Source organism: Chitinophaga sp. 22308 (genome assembly GCF_052045305.1).
Classification (GTDB): Bacteria; Bacteroidota; Bacteroidia; order Chitinophagales; family Chitinophagaceae; genus Chitinophaga; species Chitinophaga varians_A.
This window is the reverse complement of sequence record NZ_JBQEOP010000006.1, coordinates 284459-302207: the sequence shown is the minus strand read 5'-3', so window position 1 is coordinate 302207 and position 17749 is coordinate 284459. Positions and strand designations below refer to the sequence as shown.

20 protein-coding genes and 1 tRNA gene are annotated in these 17749 nt (G+C 46.6%); 14 read left to right on the top strand and 7 right to left on the bottom strand.

Annotated elements, in window-relative coordinates:
* Positions 1–62: 62 nt before the first annotated feature.
* On the bottom strand, positions 63–689 hold the full coding sequence (locus ACTJJS_RS24995; RefSeq protein WP_343746268.1) for a TetR/AcrR family transcriptional regulator: 627 nt from the start codon (positions 687–689) through the stop codon (positions 63–65).
* Positions 690–838: 149 nt separating this feature from the next.
* Between ACTJJS_RS24995 and ACTJJS_RS24990 the strand changes: the two genes are divergently transcribed.
* The 5 genes from ACTJJS_RS24990 to purE all read left to right on the top strand — a co-directional run bounded on the left by ACTJJS_RS24990 (position 839) and on the right by purE (position 4211).
* Positions 839–1243 carry a carbohydrate-binding protein gene (locus ACTJJS_RS24990; protein WP_440665910.1) on the top strand — a complete coding sequence of 135 codons (405 nt, stop codon included), beginning with the start codon at positions 839–841 and terminating at the stop codon, positions 1241–1243.
* A gap of 96 nt (positions 1244–1339) precedes the next feature.
* A tRNA-Leu gene (locus tag ACTJJS_RS24985) sits at positions 1340–1423 on the top strand.
* A 330-nt stretch (positions 1424–1753) separates the two neighbouring features.
* Complete coding sequence (locus ACTJJS_RS24980) at positions 1754–2395, top strand: hypothetical protein (RefSeq protein WP_440665908.1); 642 nt, start codon at positions 1754–1756, stop codon at positions 2393–2395.
* Positions 2396–2530: 135 nt separating this feature from the next.
* Complete coding sequence (locus tag ACTJJS_RS24975; protein WP_440665907.1) at positions 2531–3709, top strand: 5-(carboxyamino)imidazole ribonucleotide synthase; 1179 nt, start codon at positions 2531–2533, stop codon at positions 3707–3709.
* Positions 3710–3713: 4 nt separating this feature from the next.
* Complete coding sequence (gene purE / locus ACTJJS_RS24970; RefSeq protein ID WP_440665906.1) at positions 3714–4211, top strand: 5-(carboxyamino)imidazole ribonucleotide mutase; 498 nt, start codon at positions 3714–3716, stop codon at positions 4209–4211.
* Positions 4212–4301: 90 nt separating this feature from the next.
* On the opposite strand, the gene ACTJJS_RS24965 is transcribed toward purE, so the two are convergent.
* Genes ACTJJS_RS24965 through ACTJJS_RS24945 form a run of 5 tightly spaced genes read right to left on the bottom strand, consistent with a single transcriptional unit; the run spans position 4302 to position 7566 of the window.
* Positions 4302–4715: an arsenate reductase ArsC gene (locus ACTJJS_RS24965; protein ID WP_440665904.1), complete on the bottom strand. Its 414-nt coding sequence runs from the start codon at positions 4713–4715 to the stop codon at positions 4302–4304.
* A gap of 18 nt (positions 4716–4733) precedes the next feature.
* Positions 4734–5810: an ACR3 family arsenite efflux transporter gene (gene arsB, locus ACTJJS_RS24960; RefSeq protein ID WP_440665902.1), complete on the bottom strand. Its 1077-nt coding sequence runs from the start codon at positions 5808–5810 to the stop codon at positions 4734–4736.
* Positions 5811–5830: 20 nt separating this feature from the next.
* Positions 5831–6319 carry an N-acetyltransferase family protein gene (locus ACTJJS_RS24955; protein ID WP_440665900.1) on the bottom strand — a complete coding sequence of 163 codons (489 nt, stop codon included), beginning with the start codon at positions 6317–6319 and terminating at the stop codon, positions 5831–5833.
* 24 nt (positions 6320–6343) lie between these two features.
* The gene (locus ACTJJS_RS24950) at positions 6344–7183 is read right to left on the bottom strand and encodes an arsenite methyltransferase (protein ID WP_440665898.1); all 840 of its coding nucleotides are present in this window, start codon (positions 7181–7183) and stop codon (positions 6344–6346) included.
* A gap of 53 nt (positions 7184–7236) precedes the next feature.
* Positions 7237–7566 carry an ArsR/SmtB family transcription factor gene (locus tag ACTJJS_RS24945; protein WP_343746279.1) on the bottom strand — a complete coding sequence of 110 codons (330 nt, stop codon included), beginning with the start codon at positions 7564–7566 and terminating at the stop codon, positions 7237–7239.
* Between the two features lie 149 nt (positions 7567–7715).
* Between ACTJJS_RS24945 and ACTJJS_RS24940 the strand changes: the two genes are divergently transcribed.
* The 3 genes from ACTJJS_RS24940 (at position 7716) to ACTJJS_RS24930 (ending at position 9990) form a co-directional block, all read left to right on the top strand.
* Entirely contained in the window at positions 7716–8294 is a 579-nt protein-coding gene (locus tag ACTJJS_RS24940; protein ID WP_440665896.1) for a Crp/Fnr family transcriptional regulator, read from the top strand.
* A gap of 86 nt (positions 8295–8380) precedes the next feature.
* On the top strand, positions 8381–8791 hold the full coding sequence (locus ACTJJS_RS24935) for a VOC family protein (protein WP_168874730.1): 411 nt from the start codon (positions 8381–8383) through the stop codon (positions 8789–8791).
* 203 nt (positions 8792–8994) lie between these two features.
* The gene (locus ACTJJS_RS24930; RefSeq protein WP_440665893.1) at positions 8995–9990 is read left to right on the top strand and encodes a gliding motility-associated C-terminal domain-containing protein; all 996 of its coding nucleotides are present in this window, start codon (positions 8995–8997) and stop codon (positions 9988–9990) included.
* A gap of 10 nt (positions 9991–10000) precedes the next feature.
* Here ACTJJS_RS24930 and ACTJJS_RS24925 read toward each other — a convergent pair whose 3' ends face one another.
* Positions 10001–10738, bottom strand: a complete 738-nt coding sequence (locus ACTJJS_RS24925) for a sensor histidine kinase (RefSeq protein ID WP_440665892.1) — start codon at positions 10736–10738, stop codon at positions 10001–10003.
* Positions 10739–11102: 364 nt separating this feature from the next.
* On the opposite strand from ACTJJS_RS24925, the gene ACTJJS_RS24920 reads away from it, so the two are divergent.
* The 6 genes from ACTJJS_RS24920 to fcl all read left to right on the top strand — a co-directional run bounded on the left by ACTJJS_RS24920 (position 11103) and on the right by fcl (position 17739).
* Positions 11103–11825 (top strand): response regulator, encoded by a 723-nt coding sequence (locus ACTJJS_RS24920; protein ID WP_440665890.1) that lies wholly within the window; start codon positions 11103–11105, stop codon positions 11823–11825.
* 121 nt (positions 11826–11946) lie between these two features.
* Positions 11947–12756: a polysaccharide biosynthesis/export family protein gene (locus ACTJJS_RS24915; RefSeq protein ID WP_168874734.1), complete on the top strand. Its 810-nt coding sequence runs from the start codon at positions 11947–11949 to the stop codon at positions 12754–12756.
* 3 nt (positions 12757–12759) lie between these two features.
* A complete protein-coding gene (locus ACTJJS_RS24910) occupies positions 12760–15117 on the top strand; it encodes a GumC family protein (protein WP_440665887.1) in 2358 nt (785 codons plus the stop codon).
* A 115-nt stretch (positions 15118–15232) separates the two neighbouring features.
* Positions 15233–15739: a transcription termination/antitermination NusG family protein gene (locus tag ACTJJS_RS24905; protein WP_440665885.1), complete on the top strand. Its 507-nt coding sequence runs from the start codon at positions 15233–15235 to the stop codon at positions 15737–15739.
* 17 nt (positions 15740–15756) lie between these two features.
* Complete coding sequence (locus ACTJJS_RS24900) at positions 15757–16779, top strand: mannose-1-phosphate guanylyltransferase (RefSeq protein ID WP_440665883.1); 1023 nt, start codon at positions 15757–15759, stop codon at positions 16777–16779.
* A 15-nt stretch (positions 16780–16794) separates the two neighbouring features.
* Positions 16795–17739 carry a GDP-L-fucose synthase gene (fcl, locus tag ACTJJS_RS24895; protein WP_440665882.1) on the top strand — a complete coding sequence of 315 codons (945 nt, stop codon included), beginning with the start codon at positions 16795–16797 and terminating at the stop codon, positions 17737–17739.
* The last annotated feature ends 10 nt before the right edge of the window (positions 17740–17749 follow it).

The window sequence follows — 17749 nt, the reverse complement described above, 5'->3', positions numbered from 1 at the left end:
ATGTTCCCCTGCATTTATTATGCAAAAATGCGGGGAAACGCGCACCTGAAAAATGACAGGGGTCAGTTTATGCCCTGATGTTTGTCAGCCTGTTGTCTTCCTTTAGCCGTGAGGTAGGGGTAGAACTGGTTGAACAGCACGTCTGCGTAGTATTGGACGGCTTTTTTGCCTTTGAGCTGCATTTTTATTTCATTGTGCGACAGGGCGAAGTCGGCCATGATATATTGCTGGGTGATAAGATTTTTCCAGATGTAGGGGGGGATGTCATCGCGGAAGATGCCTTCTTTAATGAGGGTGTTGAACAGGACGAGAAATTGTTCTTCTCGGGCTTTGTCCCAGCTATTGTAGAGCGTTTTCACTTCCGGTACGCGGCGGGCCACTTCCACGAAGTGGAGGAAGATAAAGCGGTATTGCCAGATATGGTCGATCAGTATTTCCACCCAATGCCGGAAATGTTCCAGGTTTACCTGGCTGAGGTTTTCGTTATGTGTAAAAAAGCGGGAGAAGCCGTCGTTGAGCTCTTTGAAGAGTACGAGGATGATTTCGTTGGTGTTTTTGTAATGGTACTGGAGATTGCCGTGGCTGATGTCCAGTTCTTTAGCGATATGCCGTATAGTGATGGCGTCGATGCCCTGTTCGTTGAACAGTTTGAGCGCTGCTTTCCGTATTTTTTCTTTTGTGTCTACCATTAGTACAAATGTACTATTTTTTTCGACTGAGATTATTTTATGTGTTGATGATGATATAATATTACATTATTCCTTAATTTTAAGTTTTTCATTATTTTTCAGGGCGGGAAATGTTCCCGTTGTGTTAAACGATAAACCTATCCTAACCTATGAGGCTGTTGTTGTTCCTGGTTTTTGCCTTAGTGCAGTTGACTGTCAACGGACAGACGGCGGCGCCGACGGCTAAAAAAGGGAACCGGGCGACGGAGTTTCAGATGAAGGAAGGGAGTTACCTGGCGTTTGCACAGGTGAACCTGAGCATGGGGGAAATCGGTTTCCAGGTGGAAGTGGCCTGTGAGCATAAAAAAAGCGGCTCCAAACTGGAGTTCCGTATAGACAAGCCCAAAGGTAAGGTGATTGGCACCCTGGACATCCCTTATACCGGCGACAGCACCTATGCCCTGAAACTGACGGGCAACCTGCGCCATGCGGAAGGTATACACGACCTGTACCTGGTAGCCAAAGGGGGCGTGGCTTTCAGCGTTACCTCCTTCAGTTTTATCCACAATTATTAGTATATCCTTTCCCGTTAGTTTGAAAAAAAATTTACTTTTTGTTTGGAGAATTAAAATGAGTGCTTATCTTTGCGCTCCCTGATCACAATATCAGTTGCCCAGATGGCGAAATTGGTAGACGCACTGTGTTCAGGTCGCAGCGCCTGCAAGGGTGTGCTGGTTCGAATCCAGTTCTGGGCACGTAATAGGTTGTAAGTAGTTTGACTTACAACCTATTTTTTTTGTGCCAATGTCGTTTGGATACGCATTTATCCGCTTCCCCGACTTAATCAGTCCCAAAAGCGTTTATGCCTAACTGTTATACTGGCCTCCGCTGTGAACCGGGATGACAATAAATATAAAAAAATCCTATCTGTTACAAGCAATCTCATCAATGTCTCAAAATCCGCTATACGGCTGCATTAGAAAATAATATATATTGCAGCTATACATCTGTCCGGTTACTATCGCAATCATCTTGGTTTTCAGAAGCTCCCTTATTGATTTTTATTAACACCCAATCTTTTTGCTATGAAAAGAATGACCTCCATCTTACTGCTGTCAGGTGCTCTTTTAACCGGGAATATAGCCGGTTATGCGCAAAACACGGTGCCGCAGCAGACCATCGAAAAGGCTTCCAAAGCAGAAAAGAAGAAAAAGAAACAGGCAGAAGAGAAGGCAGCCACCACGCAGGACCAAACCGCTACCACGGCTAAGAAGACCAGGTCCAGGGCTGCAAAAGAAGAGGCAAATGCTACCAACGCCGCTACTGAAACAACGAAAAAAGCAAGGACAAAAGCTGCTAAAGAAGAAACAAACGCCACCAACGCTGTTACTGAAACAACGAAAAAAGCAAGGACGAAAGCTGCTAAAGAAGAAACAAACACCACTAACGCTGTTACCGAAACACCCAAAAAAACAAGGACCAAAGCAACTAACGTAACCACAGCTCCGGTATCTGCTCCGACAGTTCCCGCGCCTGCCCCAGCAGTAACCCAAAAACCTGCTCCTGTTGCTCCGGCAGTAGCTCCAGTCAGAAAAGCGGCTCCTGCCAGCGGCGGTGATCAGGTGGTGGGTACCGATGCCAAGGGGCGTACCATCTATCAGGGCCCCCGTGGCGGGCAATACTACATCAATAAAAACGGTAACAAAACTTATCTCAAAAAACAATAACAACGATTTGTAAAAAAAACGAGGACGTCTCATTTATTTTTGAGACGTCCTCTGCTTATGCCATTGTTGAAATCTCCCAGGCCACTACGCTAAATACAATTTAATAGTAGACTGATCTTATTGTATTTATTTCTTATGAGTAATGGTGTTACTATCATTTTAAATAGTTTTATATCTTTGCGGCAATTAACGATTATGCTTGAAAATTTGAAAATAGGAATTTTAGGAGGAGGGCAGTTAGGGGCTATGCTTATGCGGCATGCGATAGATTTTGGCCTCCGTGTTTCGATTATGGACAAGGACCCTCATGCGCCTTGCTCACACTATACTTCTTCTTTTTTTTGTGGCGATCCGGCTTCTTTTGAAGCGGTTTTGGAGTTTGGTAAGGACCTTGACGTTATTACAATTGAAAAAGAGGCTGTAAATATCGACGCTTTACGCCAGCTTGAAAAGCAGGGAGTAAAGGTTTTTCCGTCACCCGATACCATTGAAGTAATACAGGACAAATTTACACAAAAGCAGTTTTTGCTGTCACATAACATACCAGTAGCGCCTGGAGAGGCCGTACAGGGCAAAAATGATCTGTACCGGTACGAAAGTAAGCTGCCTGTTTGTCTGAAAAAGCGCCGCGACGGGTATGATGGCTATGGCGTTATGGTCTTGAAGACTAAGGAAGATATTGAAGCGGCATTTGATGCGCCCTGTGTAGTGGAAGAATTAGTGGACATTAAACACGAGATTGCTGTAATCGTCGCAAGAAATGAAGATGGCGCGGTAGTATGCTACGATCCCGTAATGATGGCGTTTTCTGAAGAGAAGTTCATTCTTGACTACCAAATAGCGCCCGCCCAGATAGACGAAGGGATATTAAAAGAGGCTACAACCCTCGCTGAGAAGGTTGCTGATGCGCTCAAGCTGGTTGGTATTCTTGCTGTGGAAATGTTTGTTACAAAAGATAACAGACTTTTGGTAAATGAAATGGCACCAAGGCCGCACAACAGCGGTCATCACACTATAGAGGCCAGCACTACCTCACAATATGAACAATTGCTCCGCGCCATACTTGGATTGCCATTAGGCGCCACCGGGCTTCATTTCCCGTCTTTGATGCTGAATGTACTGGACAATGATGCATTGAATGCTGACAGACCGGGAAAGCTGAAACGTTTGTTAGACGTACCGGGCGCTCACCTTCACTGGTATGGCAAAGAGGGCAGAAGAGCAGGCCGGAAAATCGGGCATGTGACAGTCACAGACAATACAATTGAGAACGTTATTGCAAAAGCGGAATTAATACGAAAAATTTTAAACTAAAAATATGAAACAGGTAGAGGTGGGCATTATCATGGGAAGTAGTTCTGATGCGCCTATTATGCGTCAGGCAATAGAGGTGCTGAAGAAGTTTGATATAGGCTATGAGTTTAGCGTTGTATCGGCACATCGCAGCCCTCAAAGAATGTTTGAATACGCAGCTACTGCTGAAGAACGTGGCCTGAAGATCATCATCGCAGGTGCCGGTGGCGCAGCACATCTTCCAGGTATGGTTGCCGCTATTACTACCTTGCCGGTAATTGGAGTTCCTATTAAGTCTTCAAATTCTCTCGATGGCTGGGATTCCCTTTTATCCATAGTACAGATGCCGGGAGATATACCGGTAGCCACAGTAGGGGTTAATGGCGCACGGAACGCGGGGCTGCTGGCTGTACAGATTTTGGGCACAAATAACAGCTCTATCAGGCAAATGCTGGCGGCAATGAAGAAAGAGAACTATGAGAAGGTGAACAAACAAAATGAAACATTAGATCAAGATGCATAGAAAGTTTAAGGCGCCTGTTCCGGGCTCTTGAACTAAAAGGCTTGTAAGTTTGCTTACAAGCCTTTTTTATTTTAACCATGTGTTGTTTCATTACAGGTTTGCTGCCACAAAGGATTGGGTATAGTCTTTAATAATCTGGCGTACTGTTCTGAACTGCTGCATGATCTCTTCTTCGGTACCGGTAGCTTTTGCGGGATCGGGGAAATTCTCATGAAATTTCTGGGCCGTGGTAGGAAAGAAGGGGCATCTTTCTTTTGCGTTGTCACAGACGGTAATAACGTAGTCGAAAGGTATGTTCCGGTACTCGGTGATGTTGTTGGAGGTATGACCGGAAATATCGATGCCGTCTTCCGCCATGGTGGCGATGGCCCGCGGATTGACACCGTGTGTTTCTACGCCTGCGCTGTATACTTCTGCCTTATCTCCGGCGAAATATCTTAAATAGCCTTCCGCGATCTGGCTGCGGCAGCTGTTGCCGGTACAAAGGACAAGGATTTTTTTCATACGATGATGAGTTGACGGTTATGCTTTTACTGTGTTAGCGGGAGTGTTGTACCATTTTTTCCGAAGCCGGAAAGCCACGTTTACCAATGCAATGAGTGCGGGCACTTCGACCAGTGGTCCTATTACGCCTACGAAAGCCTGGCCGGAGTTGATGCCAAACACGCCGATGGCTACCGCTATGGCCAGTTCGAAGTTGTTACCGGCTGCGGTGAACGCGATCGCCGCATTCCGGGAGTAATCGACGCCCATTGTCTTGCCCAGCAGGAAACTGACCAAAAACATGATGGCGAAATAGATCACCAGCGGAATAGCTATTCTGACAACGTCCAATGGTATCTGCACGATCAGTTCTCCTTTAAGGCTAAACATCACGACGATGGTAAACAGCAGAGCTATTAACGTGACCGGTGAAATGAAGGGTATATATTTTTCCTGGTACCATTGCTCTCCTTTCCATGCGATAAGGCCATAGCGGCTGATAATACCGGCGGCAAACGGGATGCCTAAATAGATCGCGACGCTTTTAGCGATTTCGCCAATGGATATAGCTACGGTCAGCCCTTTCATACCAAAAACGGTCGGCAACCAGGTGATGAAGAGGTAAGCGTACACACTATACAGCAGCACCTGAAAAATGCTGTTCAAGGCAACCAGTCCGGCGGCGTATTCGCGGTTACCATCTGCCAGCTCATTCCACACGATGACCATTGCGATACAACGGGCCAGTCCAATCAGGATAAGCCCCGTCATGTATTCCGGATAACCATGCAGAAACAGTACTGCTAACACGAACATGAGTACCGGACCAACTACCCAGTTTAGTATCAGGGAAGCAGATAATACTTTGGTATTCCGGAATACTTCACCCATGTTTTCATACTTCACTTTGGCGAGCGGCGGGTACATCATCAGAATCAAACCTATTGCCAGTGGTATATTGGTGGTGCCGGATGAAAAGGAATTGATAAACCCGGAAGAGGATGGAAAGAAATATCCGATGCCAACGCCAATAGCCATTGCCAGGAATATCCATAAGGTGAGGTAGCGGTCCAGAAAGCCCAGTTGCCTACGCTGGGCAGGATTGCAGTTTTGCATGATGTTGCTGTAAATGGTTTTTAAATGCCTGTTTGTGTGCTTCTTCTTTCGAGTAGTAATGTATCTCTCCACCTGTCGCCCATTTTGCCTATCCGCTCTCTGCGTCCTACAATACGGAAGCCGCAGGCTTCATGGATTTTCACACTGCCGGTATTTTCCGGAAAGATGCCTGCCTGTAAAGTCCAGAAATTGTGCAGCTCACTTTCCCGGATTAGCGCTTCCAGCAGCTGACGGCCAATCCCCTTGCCCCGCGCATCGGGGGCCACGTATACACTTACTTCAGCTACGCCGGAGTATACACAGCGGCTGGATACAGCTGTCAGTGCAGCCCAAGCTAATACCCGGTTATTTTCAACAGTAACGAGGCGGCAGGTTTTGAGATGGGACTGGTCCCATTCTTCCCATGAGGGTGCTGCAGTCTGGAAAGTGGCATTGCCGGTAGCAATGCCCGCTTCGTAGATGGATAATACCTGACTTCCGTGCCCGGCAGTCATCGGCTGAATAGTCATATAGTATTGGTTTCAGGTGATCAATTAACAGCAACCCGGAGGGCAACATGCCGTCTCGGACGGTTTTTCAGCGTAAACGGTAATACTGTAGATGCCTGTATCACCGGAACGGAAAGCAGCTATTTCTTCAGCGTTCAGGTAGTTGGAAAGAATATCATCCGGAATGGTGATGGTTTTCTCTTTCTGGATGGTAATGTTTGTAAAGCCGTTGATTTTGATCATGTCCAGGTACTCATTTTTCTGCACGGCGCCGGATACGCAACCGGCGTACATTTCCGCTGCCTGCTGAATGCCGGCCGGCAGAGTGCCCTGCAATACGATATCGGAAATACTGAAGTGCCCGCCAGGTTTCAGCACACGGAAAATTTCCCTGATAACGCCGTTTTTGTTGGGCACCAGGTTCAATACACAATTGCTGACCACCACGTCCGCGACATTGGCGGTTACGGGCATTTTCTCAATATCGCCCTGACGGAACTCTACATTATTGAAATTCAGTTTCTCCGCATTGGCACGGGCTTTTTCAATCATGGCAGGCGTGAAGTCGATGCCTATTACCTTTCCGGACCCGCCGGTTTCCTGCCTGGCGATGAAACAGTCATTACCTGCGCCGGAGCCCAGATCGATAACGGTATCTCCTTTTTTGATTTTTGCAAACTGCGTTGGCAATCCACATCCCAGACCCAGGTCTGCATCCGGGTTGTACCCTTCCAGCTGTGAATAGTCATCGCTCATGATATTATATACTTCGGTGGAACAACAGCCGGAGCCGCAACAGGAAGATGCGTTGGTAGCCTTGTCCTGTAAAGCGATTTCACTGTATTTCTGTTTTACCAGTTCCTTCATTTGTTCGTCGGTAGTCATGGTATCTATTATTGTATTATTGCAATATTGCGATATATTTAAACAAAAAAATATCAGCAGCAGGACTGTTGCAGGTCCACATCTTTAAAAAATGCGCTGAACAGTTCCTTGTACTGCTTCCAGACTTTGGGATTGATGCAGTAACATACGCTGGCCCCTTCAATGGAACCCTGTATGATCCCGGCTGTTTTCAGTTCTTTCAGATGCTGGGAAGTGGTAGCCTGGGCAAGGCCCAGTTCTTCCACCAAATCCCCGCAGACACAGGCGTTCTTTTTGACCAGGTACTGGAGGATGGCAATACGGGCCGGATGTGCCAGCGCTTTAGCCATAGCGGCTATTTCATTCTGCTGTCTGGTGAATAAATCTGCTTTGGTAGCGCCCATTTATACGATTTTATTATCGCAATATTACGATATGTTTCAGAAGGAACCAATTTTTTTTATTTGATGAAGGTAATATTCAAAAACAGCTTAAAATTTAAATAACCTGGCGGCTACATTGTACAGGGAAATAAGATTATTATCTTTAGCCAATGAGCCATGATGCTTTCTTTCAGAAAATAAGAACCTACGTTGGTCTGTCGCCGCAAGCGGAAGCGGCGTGGGCTGCCTTGCTTCACGAAAATACCTACCACAAGGGCGACGACTTCGTCACCGAAGGCCAGACGCCTAAAAAGGTGGCCTTTATTGTAAAGGGCTTAATGTATCAGTATTACACCGCCGAAAACGGCGACATGGTGATCAAGTATTTTTTCCCCGAGAACCGGATTGCCGGTTCCATGACCGCCACGCTTACACAATCACCGGGCAGTTTCACCATAAAAGCCCTGGAGGATACAGCTGTACTCGAATATAATTTCATGGAGTTTAAAAAGCTTGTTGCGATCTATCCTGATATCGCCGCTTTTTATATCCGCTATATGGAGCAGCATTGGATAATCGAGAAGGAACCCTATGAAGTATCGCTCCGGTATGAATCAGCGAAAGCCAATTACGATAATTTTCTCCACAGATATCCCGGTTTGGTGAAAAGGCTAAAGAAACACCATATTGCCGCCTATCTCGGTATCACGCCCACACAGCTTAGCCGGATTTTTTTGGCGAATAAGTAAAAAATTCCGCCTTTCTCAACAAATGTAAATTTTTAGCAAAAACGGTTACCGCAACTTTGCTGTAATAACAATTAAAAAATCAAGTCATGGCAAAACAAGTATTTATCAACTTACCCGTAAAAGACCTTCAGCAGTCACTGGACTTTTATACGGCCATCGGATTTACCAACAATCCTCAGTTCTCGGATGACTCAGCGAAATGCATGGTGTGGAGTGAAAATATTTTTGTGATGATAATGACCCATGAAAAATTTAAAACTTTTGCGACAAAGCCGTTAGCTGACACCAAAGCAAATCTGGCAGGGCTCTTTTCACTGTCGTTAGACAGCATAGACGAAGTGAATAACCTGGTAACGAACGGTATCAAAGCAGGAGGGACGGAGCCCAATGAAATGAGAGACTATGGTTTTATGCAACAGCGGACCATCGAAGATCCGGATGGGCATACCTGGGAAGTCTTTTTTATGGATATTACCAAATTCCCGGCCCAACAATAAAGCGGATAAAAAAGAATCAGCGGCCTCCAACAAACTACTACTTTGAGTATATGTAGTCATGCCTGTAACCGGTAATTTTATGACAGCAAATCAAATGAATGTTCCCGGGACCAGGTACTTTATATACAACGTTGTGCTGCTGGTTTTTTTTAACACTCACTATCCGGTTAGAAGCCCAGCAAATAGCCCTAGGTAATCCATCTATGGAAGGAGCGCGGGGAAAAGGGATAATACCCGCTCCCTGGTTTATTGTACAGGGTACGCCAGACACACAGCCTGGTATATTCGACATAAAACTACCGCCATCGGCTGGTAGCAGCTATATTGGCATGCATAGCGGAAAGGGTTTCCTGGAGGGGGTTGGCCAGCAATTAGCGCAACCACTGAAGGCACATACTACCTATGTATTGAGTTTTGATCTGGCGTTTGCTACCTATTATCTTTATCCTGCCTGTTACGGTAACCTCGCTATTTATGGAGGCAATACGCCGGGCGATACTGCCGCCCTGTTATGGTCGTCAGGCAATTTTATTCAAACAGATTGGAAGCGGTATCATGCGGTATTCCGTACAACACAGGCCTGGCGTTATATTTCATTCCTGGCTTATCCTACTACGCCATGTAACAAGAGCCAGTTTGGCATTGCATTGCTGATTGACAATTTATCAGCCATCGATGAATTAGTGCTGCCCACGGTAACCGCTACCGTAAAGCCATGTAGTTGCGGAGAGGTGTCAGACGGCAGTATAACCCTGCATGTAACAGGCGGAGTGCCTCCTTTTCAATATCAGCTGGACAACGGCATATGGCAAACGGACAGCGTCTTTTCCGGCCTTGCTGCGGGGCCGCATACCGGAAAAATAAAGGACAATCATGAGTTTGGCGCCCGGGTGGACACTTCAGTAACGTCACCCTGGAAAAACTGCCTGGTGATATTTCCCAATGCATTTACGCCTAACAGCGATGGGCAGAATGATATTTTCCGGCCCAAAGTGTATGACGCCATCCATAACTACCGGTTACAGGTATACGACAGATGGGGAAAACTGGTATTTTCCAGCCTGGCGCCGGAAGCCGGATGGGACGGTACTTTCAGGGGATCCCGTGCAGGCGTACAGGCCTATGTATATATATGCACATATACCGACAGCCGTCAGGAGCAACATATGCTGAAAGGAAGCGTATTGCTGCTATACTGAGGTGTCATAGTCACGAAGCAATATCGGCTGCATAAGGAAATGTAAGCGTAAAAACAGTACCGGCAGCATTGCTGCTAACAGCTATAGTGCCGTTGTTGGCCATAACGAAACGTTTTACGATGGCCAGGCCCAGGCCGGCACCTTCTTTATCCCCTACATTTCCGGCGCGGAAAAAAGGCGTGCATAAAAAACGTATATGCTCTTCCGGTATACCAATGCCTTTATCCTTTACTTTAATGCATAGTTCTTTTTTGCGGTAATGCAGACTGAGCAAAGGTCCCTGCTCATGAGAGTATTTAAAGGCATTTCCAACCAGGTTGGTCAGGATACCGGCCAGCTGACTTTGATCGATATAAATATCACGGCGTGTCCCGGTAATTTTTATTGTTAACTGACGCTTGTCCGCACGCTGATAGAAATACCGCTGCCGGATCATCCTGGCAAAGGCAGATACATCCGTGATCTCAGGAGTAGCATCCGGATTACCGGCTGCCATGCTGCCGCTGATGAGGATGTCTTCCACCATGTTAGTCAGCATGGTTATCTCTTCTTTAATACGGGATATGTTCCGCTGATAAAAAGGCAACATCATTTCATCCCGTTGCATTTTCGTTTCCAGTAGTTCTACAGACGATGAAATAGCAGTAATAGGTGTCTTGAATTCGTGCATGGCCATAGAAATATATTCAGATCGGATATCTGTTAATGATCTTTTCCTGGCAACATGCCTGGTAATAAGTTCGCGCATACAATAGGTTTTCGGTTGATAGAAATATGGTTTATTTCAAAGGATATGAGTTCGCAGGACTACAACTAGTCTATCTAAATTTACAAAATCTCTGAATAAATTATTATATAGAATATAATTTAATTTGATTGGTTGGTACGACGTAATTTATGGTAATCAATACTTTGTTAGTTTTGAATTTAATTTTGCTATTTTAGTGGAGAAATGAAATTGATATATTTCATTAATATTAATTTGTTTATGGTAATTCCGTCTATGTTAATAGTGATATGTAATTAAGACGTAACAGCCCTATTGATTTGCCTTATTTTTCTGTTATATAACCATATTATACCATATCAACCGAAAACCCAGCTCTTTTATTATGATCAACATTGGTATCATTGAAGACAACCACTTTCTGTTAAACAACTATCGCGAATTTCTCGAAGATTTCCAGGAGTGTAATGTAGTATTTGCATGCAAAACCATGGAAGAATTTATCGCACTGCCGGTAACCTATCCTGACGTAGAAGTAGTATTAATGGACATCACTTTGCCGGGCATATCAGGTATAGATGGTATCGCAGAAGTGAAGAAACGTTATCCCGAAATAAAAGTGATTGTATTGTCCGGGCACGACGATAAACAATATATCATAGAGGCCATTAAAAAAGGCGCCAGCGGTTACATCATTAAAACGAGCCGCCTGAACGATATCTACCAATCCATCATAGACACCGTGCAAAGCGGCGCCACTTTATCACCCAAAGCGGCACATATGCTGATCAGTCATCTCAACGGAGATCCGCTGGAAAGTATCAAAGACAAACTTACCCGCAGGGAATATGAACTGGTACAGTTGCTCAAGGAAGGCTACTCATATAAGGAAATGGCGGAAAAGTTGTTCGTCACTGTGTTTACAGTGAACCAGCACCTGAAAAAAGTATATCAGAAGCTAAATGTTTCATCCAAATCTGAATTGATCTCAAAAATATGGTCAAATAATTTATCCTCTCTTCTGTTTATTGCGACCCTCTCCCAAAATTTCTTATATTCTTCTTTTAATGATATGTCTCTTGATTTTGTTGCCGATTTACTTTTATAAGTAACAAGAATATGGAGTTGAGTACAATTTATACTCTAGTTAGTAATTGATTCAGGCCCTCAACTGAAGTAATATTGTATGGAGCGGAACGGCAAGTGAAAGCGATGATATTAAAAGCCATATGATGATATTGAAAACCTGCTTAACCTGGATAGGACTGGGATTACTATGCTTGAATTGTTTGTTTACTGCCTGCACATCAACCAAAAATGCTATTTACTTCAGTGACGTAAAAGACACAGTGCTATCACCGGTTGATGGCAGTTTCGAGCCCAGGATACAAAAGAATGATATACTGCAGATCAATGTAAGCAGTCTTAACCCGGAAGATGTTATCATTTACAATGTTTCCAACATGACCTCCGCGTCAGGCGCCGGAGGGGCCAATGCAGGAGCAGGCGCTATGCTGGGAGGCTTCCTGGTGAATGAGCAGGGATATATTCAATACCCGGTGCTGGGGCCTGTTAAAGTGACGGGTTTTACTAAAAAATCACTCACCGACTACCTGCACGATCAGCTCATAGCACGCAAGCTGCTGGTAGATCCTGTGGTAAGTATCCGTTTTCTGAATTATCGTGTTACCATATTGGGGGAAGTCAGCAAACCTACAGTAGTAAATGTTACCAACGAAAAAATATCAGTACTGGAAGCGCTGGGAATGGCAGGTGATATAACGGTGTTTGGCAAACGAAACAATATTCTCCTGATACGGGAAGTCGATGGCGAAAGGATCATCCGCCGGCTGGACCTGAACGACAAAAAAATCCTTAATTCCCCTTACTATTTTCTGCAATCAAATGATATACTTTATGTGGAACCCAATAAGTCAAAGATAGCAACGGCTGACCGGTCCCGGCAGATACTGCCCATCGCGCTCAGCAGCTTGTCCTTACTCGTTATTATCCTGGACCGTTTGATCATTAATAACTAGCATATGCAAAAGGTAAAGGTAAATGGAAATCCAATCCAGACCGGCGAAACGCCACAGAGCCTGCTGACGTTCATCCGTTCGCACTATCTGCCTTACTGGCCGTTGTTCGCAGCAGCCATAGCAGCTGCCCTTGCATGTGCCTTCCTGTATCTGCGTTACGCCACGCCGCTCTATAAAATATCTGCGGTATTGCTGGTGCAGGAAGCATCTAACGGACTTGGCGCCAGCGACATGTTGCAGTCGCTCGATCTGATGGGAGGCAGCAAAACGATCATGGAAAATGAAATTGAAATATTAAAGTCGCGTACACTAACAAAATCGGTTATACGAAAACTGAATCTGTACGGGGAAGTCATAGAAAAAGGGAAGATAAGAGATGTGGTACGCTATCAGGACGGCCCGCTGAAATTCGTCTTCCTCGAACCAGACGCCATACAACCGGCGGCAACCGGTACCTGGCCGTTCACTTACAGCAAAACCGCCCAACAGGTGACCATTGACGGTAAGCGTTTCCCTGTGGGAGACACCGTACAAACCAGATGGGGAAAACTGCTGATACTGCCACAAGGCAATCATGCAGATACTGCCGCCAGCTATTCCCTGCACCTGATGACGGAGAAACAATGGATGCAACGGATACTTGCGACCATCAAAATTATGCCTGCAGCTAAAGCAGGAAGCGTAGTGGACCTGGAGTATACGGACGCCGCGCCGAACCGTGGTGAAGACATACTAAATGAGCTCATCAGGGAATATAATAAAGCCGCGGTGGAAGATAAAAACAGGACCTCCGCCAACACCATGAGCTTTGTAGAAGAGAGATTGCGGATCGTCAGTGCCGAACTGGGACAGGCAGAAACACAGGTGGAAAAATTTAAAAGAACAGAAGGTATTGTGGACATCGGCGAACAAAGCAAATTATTCCTGGCCAGTGTACAGGAAAACGACCGCAAGATTAGTGAAGCCAATATGCAGCTTTCGGTGCTGGATGCTATTGAAAGATATGTTGTCAGTCAAAGGACCACCGGCAATATTGTACCAGGCACCATTGGCCTCACGGATGCCGTGTTGCTGGAACTGGTCGCCAAACTTTCGGAAACAGAATTACAACTCGAACGCCTGCGTAAAACCACCGGCGAAAACAGTCCCTTGCTGGCGAGCCTTAACCGGCAGGTAGAGCGGCTCAAACCCGCCATCATGGAGAATATCAGGAGCCTTCGCGCCAATCTCGAAGCAGGGCTGACACGATTACAAACGGAGAATAACCGCAACATGAACATCGTCCGCAGCGTACCGGGGAAAGAAAAAGCGTTGCTGGAAGTAAGCCGTCAGCAAGCGATTAAGAATAACATCTACACCTTTCTCCTTCAGAAGCGGGAAGAAACATCCCTGGCTTATGCAGCTGCGGTGTCTGACAGCCGGATAGTAGATGCCGCCGAATCGGCCGCCTTCCCTTTCAGTCCGCAGAAACCAATGGTACTGGGCCTTTCTGTTCTCGCAGCCATAGCGCTGGTAGCCGGGTTTGTGGCACTGAAAGATATGATGAACAGCGAAGTGATGTTCCGGGCGGATATTGAAAAAATGACAACCGCGCCCATTGCTGCGGAGATCATGTACCACGACAGCAAAAATCCGGTGGTGATCAGCCATGACAGCAGGACGGCAATAGCGGAACAGTTCAGGGCATTGAGAACCTCTTTATCCTATATAGGCCTTAACGGTGATCGCAAAACACTCATGATCACTTCCTCCATTTCGGGCGAAGGCAAGAGCTTTATATCCGTGAACCTGGCCGTAGGCCTGTCGCTGGCTGGGAAAAAGGTCGCCCTGCTGGAATTCGATCTGCGCAAACCGATGATCAGTAAAATGCTGAATATGCGTGCTGTTCCGGGCATCAGTAATTATCTGGTTGGCAAGGCATCTTTACAGGACATCCTGCAGAAGATAGACAACAATGAACATTTATACCTGTTGTCTGCAGGCATCATTCCTCCTAATCCCAGCGAACTTATTCTCAACGGGCAACTGGAGCACCTTTTAAACGAACTGAAAGAACGCTTTGACTATATCATTATTGATTCCGCCCCGGTAGGACTGGTAACAGACGCCAGGCTGATTGCACCTTTCTGTGACGCAACCCTGTATGTAGTACGTCATCAGCGTACGCCCAAACATTACCTGAAACTGGTGGAAGAGCTGTATCAGAACAGGGAACTGGGGAAACTGAACATCGTATTCAACGCAATAAAACGCCAGGGTGTAGCTGGTTACGGTTATGGTTCCGGATACGGCGACATAAACGGTTACGGATACACGGAGGCTGTCAAAAAGACGGGTTTCTTTAAACGAAGTACTAAATAATAACAATCGAAAAATCCGGTCACACCACCATTTATGTGACCTGCGGGGAAACTATGCCCATCCTGCCTTTATAACTTCCACACGAACTATCCGATCACCTTAAAAACCGGCTCCTATGTTTAATGTTCAACCATTAGCCTGGTATGCGGTATATACCAGGGCCAAATGCGAAAAAAAAGTAGCTGACCTGTTCACCCGTAAAAAAGTAGAACACTATTATCCAGTCAAACACTTAGTGGGCGCGCGCAGGATCGTTGAGACCCCGCTCTTTCCTTCCTACGTATTTGTGCGTATTCCGGAAAGCAGGAGCTGGGTAGTACGTGAAACAGATAACGTGGTGAATTTCGTGCACTGGCTGGAACAACCAGCCATTATACCAGACCACGAAATTGCATTGATAAGGCATTTTCTGCGTGACTACGAAGATGTATCTGTGGAAAGATTTCCCATTCCGACAGACAGGGAGAGGGTACATGCTTCCGGCGGAAAGATCATACAACTCAGCGGTGACCATGTGAAAGTGGAGCTGAACAGCCTGGGTTGCATGCTCGTAGCTAAAGTGCCATCGAGAGAAATATCGGCGATTACCGGCAGCAAAGCGGTAAACGGACCTCATTACTGATTTAAACCATTAACCTTATGATGCAGCACATTCTTCTTTGTGGTGGCTCCGGCACCCGGTTGTGGCCTTTGTCAAACCAGCAAACCCCCAAGCAGCTATTAACCCTGTTCGATGGGTACAGCCTCCTTCAACTGGCCTTCCGGCGAAACCGCTTTGCCTGTAACAAGGTAATGGCCATCGTCAACGAACAACAGGCGGCGATAGTTGCGGAACAACTGGAGCAGGCCGGCGCCTCAGCTCCTGTATGTCTGGCCGAGCCGGTAGGGCGCAACACCGCTGCCGCCATCGCACTGGCTGCTTTTGTGACAGATCCTGAAACCATTTTGCTCATCACTCCCGCCGACCATCTTATCGGCACGCCAGACAGATATGCCGTCGCCATAGAGACTGCTGCGGTGCTGGCGGGAGGAAATTATATTGTCACTATAGGGTTAGTGCCCACTTACCCGGAAACAGGCTTCGGCTACATCAGTTACTCCGGGCATGATGTACTGCAGTTCGTGGAAAAGCCCAACCGTGTGGTGGCAGAAGCGATGCTGGCTGCTGGCGGCCACCTGTGGAACAGTGGCATCTTCTGCTGCAAGGCGGGCGTAATGCTGCGTGAACTGCAACAACATGCACCCGCCATTTACGAGGCTGCTGCTGTCGCCGCCGCAGAATGGAAAAGCACCGGGGCATTGCGCAGGGAAACAATGGAGGCCATCCCCTCTGACAGTATTGATTACGCCGTACTCGAAAAAAGCGACATCGTAAAGGTGGTCCCGGCCAAAATGGACTGGAGCGATGTAGGCAGCTACGATGCATTGGCGGATGCACTTTCCAGGCATTATCAATACCGCAATCACCAGGCGGTATTTATCGAAAGCGATCCGCATAAGAATATCGTAATCGGAAAAGACAAACTGGTGGCCCTCGTAGGTGTGGAAAATATGGTGGTGGTCAATACCGCGAGCGCCCTCCTGGTGATGAAACGCGGCAACGGGCAGGATATCAGACAACTACATCAATGGGTCAGGGAAAACCGGCCTGAATTACTGTAACCTTAACTGAAATATATGCAAGCAAATGATCCGATTTATATAGCCGGTCACCGTGGCATGGTAGGCGGCGCTATCAAAAGAAAACTTGAAACCCTGGGCTATCACAATATCATTACACGCAGCTCCGGTAGCCTGGACCTTCGCAAGCAGGAGGATGTAGATGCTTTTTTTGCTGCTGAAAAACCTGCCTATGTATTCCTGGCAGCTGCCAAAGTGGGTGGCATTTACGCTAACAATACCTACAGGGCCGAATTCCTGTACGATAACATCATGATCGCTGCCAATGTAATACATGCTGCCTGGAAATATGGCGTCACCAAACTGCAGTTCCTGGGCAGCTCGTGCATTTACCCGCGTATGGCGCCACAGCCGGTCAAAGAAAGTTTCCTGCTGACAGGAACGCTGGAACAGACCAATGAACCTTATGCCATTGCAAAAATAGCAGGTATCAAATTATGTGAAGCGTACCGGGACCAGTATGGCTGCAACTTTATCAGCGTGATGCCTACCAACCTTTTCGGCATAGGGGACAATTACCACCCTCAGAATGCCCACGTGCTGCCGGCATTGATCAGACGGTTCCACGAGGCGAAAATAAATAACCGGGCATCGGTGACAGTATGGGGAACGGGAACGCCTAAACGGGAATTCCTGTTTGCGGACGATCTGGCGGATGCCTGCGTATTCCTGATGCAGCATTACAACGAGAAAGAACCGGTGAACATCGGCAAAGGCGAAGACCTCACCATCAGGGAACTGGCAGAATATGTCAAAGATGTGGTGTGCTACGAAGGGGAGTTGATATTTGACGCCAGCAAGCCGGATGGAACGCCCCGTAAGCTGATGGACGTATCCAGGTTACGCCAGCTGGGATGGAAACATTCCATCAGCCTGAAAGAAGGACTGGTAATGGCTTACAGGGATTTCCTGCAACAGCATCAGTTCAAATTACAATCCTAAACAACAGTTG